This window comes from Mesorhizobium sp. M5C.F.Ca.IN.020.29.1.1 (assembly GCF_003997375.1).
GTDB classification, from domain to species: Bacteria; Pseudomonadota; Alphaproteobacteria; order Rhizobiales; family Rhizobiaceae; genus Mesorhizobium; species Mesorhizobium wenxiniae.
This window is the reverse complement of sequence record NZ_RZSW01000391.1, coordinates 1-6151: the sequence shown is the minus strand read 5'-3', so window position 1 is coordinate 6151 and position 6151 is coordinate 1. Positions and strand designations below refer to the sequence as shown.

The window sequence follows — 6151 nt, the reverse complement described above, 5'->3', positions numbered from 1 at the left end:
GATCGGCATCGCGTGTCAGCGCAAGCGCGTCTTCCTCGATCGACCGTGTCGGCATCAACTCGGCCGCCAGCTCCGGCCGCCGGCCGGCGAGCTCGCGGACCCGGCCTTGCCAGCTCGAAACCGCGCTTTGCAGCGGCCCTTCCCAGACGCCGGCTTCGCGATCGCGCGCCTGCTGGTCGATGCCCCGCCAGCCCATGCGGTAGGGATTGTCGAGTTTTTCGCCTGTTAGATCGAAGATCCGATCGTTGCGATCGTCATAGGCCCGTTCCATCGCCGCCTGCGCGGCGAAAGTGTTGTCGACGTAGAGCGAAGCGTCACGCGCCGCCTGGTAGATCTCGCCGAGCGAGGCCTGTCCGCCGGCCGCGGTGAAGAATGCCGGATCCTGCGGCTCGTACCAGAAACCGCTCACTTCTTGATCCGCCTGCCCATCCAGCCGGCGCCGGCGGCCGCGGGCTGATCCTCGACTGCCGGAACGGCCTTGCGCAGTTCATCGACCGTGACCGTCCAGAAAGTGCCGTCCGGCTTCATCACATAGCGCGGATCGGCGGTGCGCGGATCGCCGAGCGCCGCGCGATACCTGCCGTTCCCGACCGTCACCAGTGTGGCGCCCTGCAGCTGCTGCGGCGTGATAGTGACACCGTTGGCGGCGCCGATCGGCGGCAGGGCCGCCAGATTGTCGATGCGGTGCAGCGTCTCCTCGATCTCGCCGGCGCGCACGTCGGGCGGCACCACCACCTTGACGCCGTTGACCTCGTCGAGCCCGCCATATTTGACGCCGTTGCGGGTCGTGGCGCCGGCGGCATCGTCGAGCGCCTGCTCATAGATCGCCTTGGCTTCCGGATCATCCTCGAGCTTGCCGGTCAATCCGCGATCCCTGGCGCGCTTCTCGAAGATCAGCTTCGCCTCGGCGCGCACCGCAGCCTCCGACTTCGGATCGGCGAGATAGGCGCCGCCGAGCTTGCCGGCCGCCGCGATCCCCTCCTGCGCCTCGGGAATAGAAACCGGCTTGAACTCTTTGTCCTTGCGCGCCTCGATCGCCGCCATGGCGTCCTGCGCCGCTGCAAGGCTGCCGCCACTGGCCAGCCGGCCGGCCATGTTGGTCAGCACCGGCGCGTCGTCGGAGATCTCGGCCAGCACGCCGGGCGCCTCCTTGCCGAGCGACTTGATCATCCCCTGCGCCAGGTCAAGCGCCGCCGGGCCGCCATTGCGGGCGATGTAGGCGATGCTCTCCCTTTCGTTGGCGGTGAAGAACGGAACCTTACGGCCGTAACGCGCGCGCATCGTGTCGCGCGCCGCGAGCCGTGCGGCGAAGGTCGGCGTCATCATGTCGCCGCCAAGCGTCAGCGCCGGAACCTGCTTGATCGTGCCGGAACGCGCGCCCCACGCATAGGGATCGGTGTCGAGCGCCGTCGTCATCCTCGACTTGACCTTGTCGATCGCCGCGAGCACGTCCATGGAACGCTGGCTGGCGCCGTTCTTTTCCATGTCGAGCACCGTCTGGCGGCGCAGAACCTCGATTTCCATCGGCGACATGGTCACCAGCTGCTGGCCGAGCTTCTGGAACTGCTCGGCCGCCTCGACGCGGCCGATCGCCGCCGGATCGCCGGTGTTCTCGGCCGCCTGGCGCAGCGCCGCCGCCTCGGCCGGCGGCACCGGAAAGCCTTCGGCCGCGCGATCCTCGATCGAACCGGCGGCCCGGTCGATGCCCGAGATCGCCGCCTTATTGTCGGCCTCCGCGCCGTTGATCTTGGTTTCCATGTAGCGGCGAAGCTGCTGATAGTCGTCGCCGGAAATCAGGTCGGCCAGTCCGCCGGCGTTCTCATTGTACTGCTTGTCGAAATCGGCGAGCAGCTTCTGCTTTTCCGGGATGGTTTTGAGATTGTCGAACGCGCCGATGAACGGCCCGAGCTTCGCCCGCTTGGCGACCTCCTCATTGCGCTTGCGAGCCTCCTCCGGCGAGATCACCCCGGCGTCGACCAGGGCTTCGTTGGCGCGGCGTTCCTCCTCGGCCGCGCCGGCCGCGACCTTCTGCGCCTCGTCGTCGAGGCCGCCGGCATGGGTGATCCGGTCGACCTCATTGTTGCGCCGCTGGTTGGCCGCATTGGCCGTCGCCAGCCAGTTCGCCTTGTCCTTGTCGGCTTTGTCCTTGATCGCGGCGCGGACGTAGGTTGTGCGGGCGCGCGAGAAAAAACCGGCGAAGGCGACATTGGCTTCCGGGAAATTCTTGTCGGCCAGCGCGCCGGAGGTCTGCGCCTGCAAGTCGGCGATCGCCTTGGCCAGGCCGGCCGGGTCGGCCTCAAATTGCAGCGCCAGGGCGCCCATCTGCTCGGCGAGCGCGTTTTCCTGGCTGTCCAGCCATGCCCGCGTGCCGGCGCGGTCGTAGGCCTGGCCATAGATCGTGCTCGCGCGGCCGGGCCGGAAATTGGGGTCGAGGCCAGCCATCAGCCCCGCCGTCTCGCCCTCGGCCGCGGCGGCGCGGTCGGCCATGCCGCCGACCTTGTTGGCCAGCGCCGACAATTCACCGCGCAGACGGCCGTAATAGGCGTCGGCGCCGAGATTGCTGTCGAACTGCGGCTCGCCGTCCGGGCCTACCCTCCGTTCGTAAGTCGGGACGTCCGCCATCGCCTAGGCCACCTTCTTGCCGAGCGGACCGCCGCGGTCGATCACGTCCAGCCCAAAACCGCCGATGTCGCCGATCGCGCCGGCGATGCCGCTTGCCCTCGCCGCCCTGCCTCGCGCGCGCGCCGCATAGGCCCTGGAATTCCAGGCGGCGACCTTCGAGCTGGTATTAGACCGATTGATGTTGAGATCCTCGTTGGCGCGTTGCTTTGCCGTCTGCCTGGCCTGCAGCGGCGTGCCGGATGACAGGTCGATGCCGGCGGCGGCGAAGGCGACCGCCTGCTCACCGATGCTCTCGGCCAGAGCCCGGTTGATGCGCAGCGCTTCGTCCTCGCCGGCGATCTTCTCGCGATCGGCGCCGGCGGCGGCGTTGAGCTCCTCGACCTTGGCCGCGCTCTGGCCGGCGACGCCCTGGGCGATGCCGGCGGCGGCGCTGAAGGCGGTCAGGCCGCCCTGGACAATGGTCGATAGCAGCGAGGATCCGCCGGCAGCTCCGGCCGCGGCGCCGCCGGCGGTGGCGCCGGTCACGCCAACGGCGCCTAGAAGCTGCGAGCCGAGCGTGATCACCAGTTCCATCAGACCCTCACTTCCTTCCTGATCTGCCGCACGGTCATGCGCCCTGGGCGAAGCCCAAGAATGCGGACCTGGGCGGTCTCGGTGAAGCCGAGAAATCCCTCAAGATGCACGGTGCCGGTGAACGGCCGGTCGCCGATACTCTCGCCGACTTCGAACTCGCCGAGCTGCATCAGCGGCACCTCGTAAATCGGGCCGCTATTGACCTGGACGGCGATATGGTCGGTTTCGAACAGCGACAGGTGCAGCGTCGAACAGCGCTTCTGCCTGGCTAGCGGCCGCTGCGCTTCCTCGTCTTTCAGCACCGGCATGTCGACGACATCGGGCAGCACCGCATAGCCCGCTTCGATACGTGCGCAAGCCGGCAGGCCTGATATCGCGCCGGCCGCGACGGTGCGCGTGCCGACATAGGCCTTGTCGCAGAACACATGCAGGATCTCCCCGTTGAAGGCGGCCGGAACCGCGATCGACGTGATGTCGACACCGGTCGCCACCTGGGCGGCGTCGGTCACGCAGGCGGTGTCGATCCGCTCGAGCCACAGCCGGGAGGCGCCGTTGGTGGTTCTCGAAACGGCCAGGCGGACATTCTGCTCGCTGTCGGTGCTCGCTGCCACGATCTGGCCGGTTCCCTCGCGCAAGGTGAAGCCGGTGATGTTTTCCGAGCGCAGCGCGGTCATCTGGATCATCGTGCCGTCGCTGTTGACGACGTAGAGCAGGTCGTTTTCCTGATTTTGAATGGCGCGCCGGTGCGTCTGGTCGACCGGATCGCGAAGCAGCTGCGACGACAGGACCGAAACGTTCTGCGCCGAGAAATTGCGCTGCAGCTCGGAGAATTTGAGCTCGCGCAAGATGTTGCCGCCATTCTCGACATATTCGAGGCCGCCCTCGATCGACGCCAGCGGCACGCCCCGTTTCATGCCGGGCTGTTCGGTCGGCTTGAAAGCCGGCACGACCGTTTTCGACAGCGCGTCGGCGTCGAGATAATAGATCGCATCGCGCGTGAGCGCCAAAAGCGCAATGCCGGAATGCAGTTTTGTGATCTCGTTGGCGGTGCCGCCGTCGAGCTCGAACAGCATGCCGCCATTGGCAGTTACGATTTCGGTGTTGAAGTCGTCCGGCGATCCGGTGACCGATTTCATGATGTGGCGTGGCAACGCCTTCAGGCCGGCGAGCAGCAACGATTGCTGATAGAAGATGCCAGTGCGCGGCCAGCCTTGCGCCGCCGAGATCACCGGCTCGCCTGGCTCGACGCCCTTAGTGATCTCGCGCACGACGACGTTGCCGCCGTCTTCGAGCGATGTGCCTGACATGACCAGCCACGGCCGGCCGGCGTTGTCGCCGCCGGTGAAGGTCACGTCGTACGAATTTCCGCCCAGCGATGTGACGGTGAGGCCGGGCTCGACGTTCGGCAGCGCCTCCAACGCGGCCTCGATGTTGGCAGCGGTCGCTATGTTGTCGACGCCCGTTGCGATCGCCGCGGTCGATTGCCCTTCAAGTATCAGGTCGAAGAACTTGCCGACGCCGCCGAAGCTGTAGAGTTGGATGCGCTGCACGGCGTTGATGCCATTGGTATAGACGCCGCCAAAATCCTCAATCGGCAAGTTCTTGAACGGATAGGGCGCGAAGTTCCACTCGGTGTTACGTCCCTGCCGCTTGATCAGCGGCGTCTCCAGGTCCTCATGAAACGCCAGGAAGCTGTCGAGCTTCTGCGTCCAGTCCAGCGCGGCGAGCTGGCCTGTGCTGATCTGAGTGCTGAAAGACGCCTGCCAATCGCCGTTAAAGAACACGTCGCCGTGGTTCGGCGTCAGCGCCAGCGTGTATTCCTGGCCTTGTCGGAAATTGAAATTGGCGAGCCGGACCGCGCCGTCATAGGCGCCCTCCGCCCAAAGCGCGATGCCGGCAATGGTGATTGTGCCGAGACCGGCGCCGCCCGTCGTGACGACGCGGAGATAACGCGCTGTGATCGAAAGCCCGGGTCCCACGGCGAAGCGCCGCGACCGCTTGTTTTCGGCGGTCTTGTCGATGTCCATTGTCTGGATCGTGTTCCAGGCGACGTTGTCGGTCGACCATTGCACCGCAAGGCACTGGTCGCGGGCGAGCAGCTCGGCGAAGACGCCGATCACGTCGAAGGCGCAGAAGGTCTTGGCCACGCCGAGGTCGACATGAACGGCGACGACGGTGCCTGCGCCGGCGGCAGCCGTCACCAGGACGGTGGCGGGGTCTCCATCGGTCAGATTTGCGGCCGTGCCGCCGTTCGGCGCCGTGATGGTGGCGCCGACGAAACCCAGCGATGCGACCGGGTTTCGCAACAGGCTTTCCGACACCGTGCCCGAGACGTTGCTGAAACCGCCCTGCGGCAGCGCAACAACGTTGCGGCCGCGCTCCACCGCCGAATAATAGAACTCGACGTCGCGACGCTCAATCAGCTTCGGATCGGCCTCTCCCGACGAAAAGGTCGATTGGACTTCGAGCATGCGAGCCATCAGCCGCCGCTCCGGTATAGCCCGCCGAATGGATCGCTGCCGTTGCCGACCTGGGCGGCCGGCGACTTCATGCTGTCGATACTGGTGGCGAGCGCGTAGCGGCCGCCCTGGCCGTGCATTTCAGGCGGGCCGAAACATTCGCGCAGCAAGGTCGCGCGCAACCGCTCGTCCTCGCGGATGGCAAGCGCGTATTCGGCTGCCAGATTGAGGGTGAAAACGTCCATGAAATAGCCTGGCCAAAGGCCCGGTTCGACGATGCGCGAATACTGCGCCCAGATCTGTTCGGCGTCGGTGTAGAGCAGATTGTCGCGATGCTCGAACACCATGAAGGGAAAGCGGCAGTCCGGCCGGTCGAAATAGGCGAAAGGCAGGTCCTGGCAATCGGCCGGCAAGGTGAACTTGTACGTCCACTGCACGTCGGTCTCGGCGGCGGTACGCTGCAGCTTTCCGAAGGTCTTGAAGTGCTGCCAGGGGTA

At 66.2% G+C, this 6151-nt stretch carries 5 protein-coding genes; all 5 read right to left on the bottom strand.

The window, feature by feature from the left end:
• The coding region (locus EOA85_RS25015) for a hypothetical protein (protein WP_164759861.1) at window positions 1–409 on the bottom strand (409 nt) is incomplete at its 3' end.
• Window positions 406–2622, bottom strand: a complete 2217-nt coding sequence (locus EOA85_RS25010; RefSeq protein ID WP_127211556.1) for a hypothetical protein — start codon at window positions 2620–2622, stop codon at window positions 406–408. The genes EOA85_RS25015 and EOA85_RS25010, both read right to left, overlap by 4 nt.
• Window positions 2623–2625: 3 nt before the next feature.
• The gene (locus EOA85_RS25005) at window positions 2626–3195 is read right to left on the bottom strand and encodes a hypothetical protein (RefSeq protein WP_127211555.1); all 570 of its coding nucleotides are present in this window, start codon (window positions 3193–3195) and stop codon (window positions 2626–2628) included.
• Window positions 3195–5675 (bottom strand): discoidin domain-containing protein, encoded by a 2481-nt coding sequence (locus EOA85_RS25000; RefSeq protein WP_127211554.1) that lies wholly within the window; start codon window positions 5673–5675, stop codon window positions 3195–3197. The genes EOA85_RS25005 and EOA85_RS25000 overlap by 1 nt, the downstream gene beginning before the upstream one ends.
• A partial coding sequence (locus EOA85_RS37715) for a hypothetical protein (RefSeq protein ID WP_164759860.1) occupies window positions 5675–6151 on the bottom strand: 477 nt, incomplete at its 5' end. The genes EOA85_RS37715 and EOA85_RS25000, both read right to left, overlap by 1 nt.

Coding starts and splice junctions, on each gene's coding strand:
- EOA85_RS25010 (WP_127211556.1), bottom strand. CDS start 2,622: ATGGCGGACGTCCCGACTTACGAACGGAGGGTAGGCCCGGACGGCGAG.
- EOA85_RS25005 (WP_127211555.1), bottom strand. CDS start 3,195: ATGGAACTGGTGATCACGCTCGGCTCGCAGCTTCTAGGCGCCGTTGGC.
- EOA85_RS25000 (WP_127211554.1), bottom strand. CDS start 5,675: ATGGCTCGCATGCTCGAAGTCCAATCGACCTTTTCGTCGGGAGAGGCC.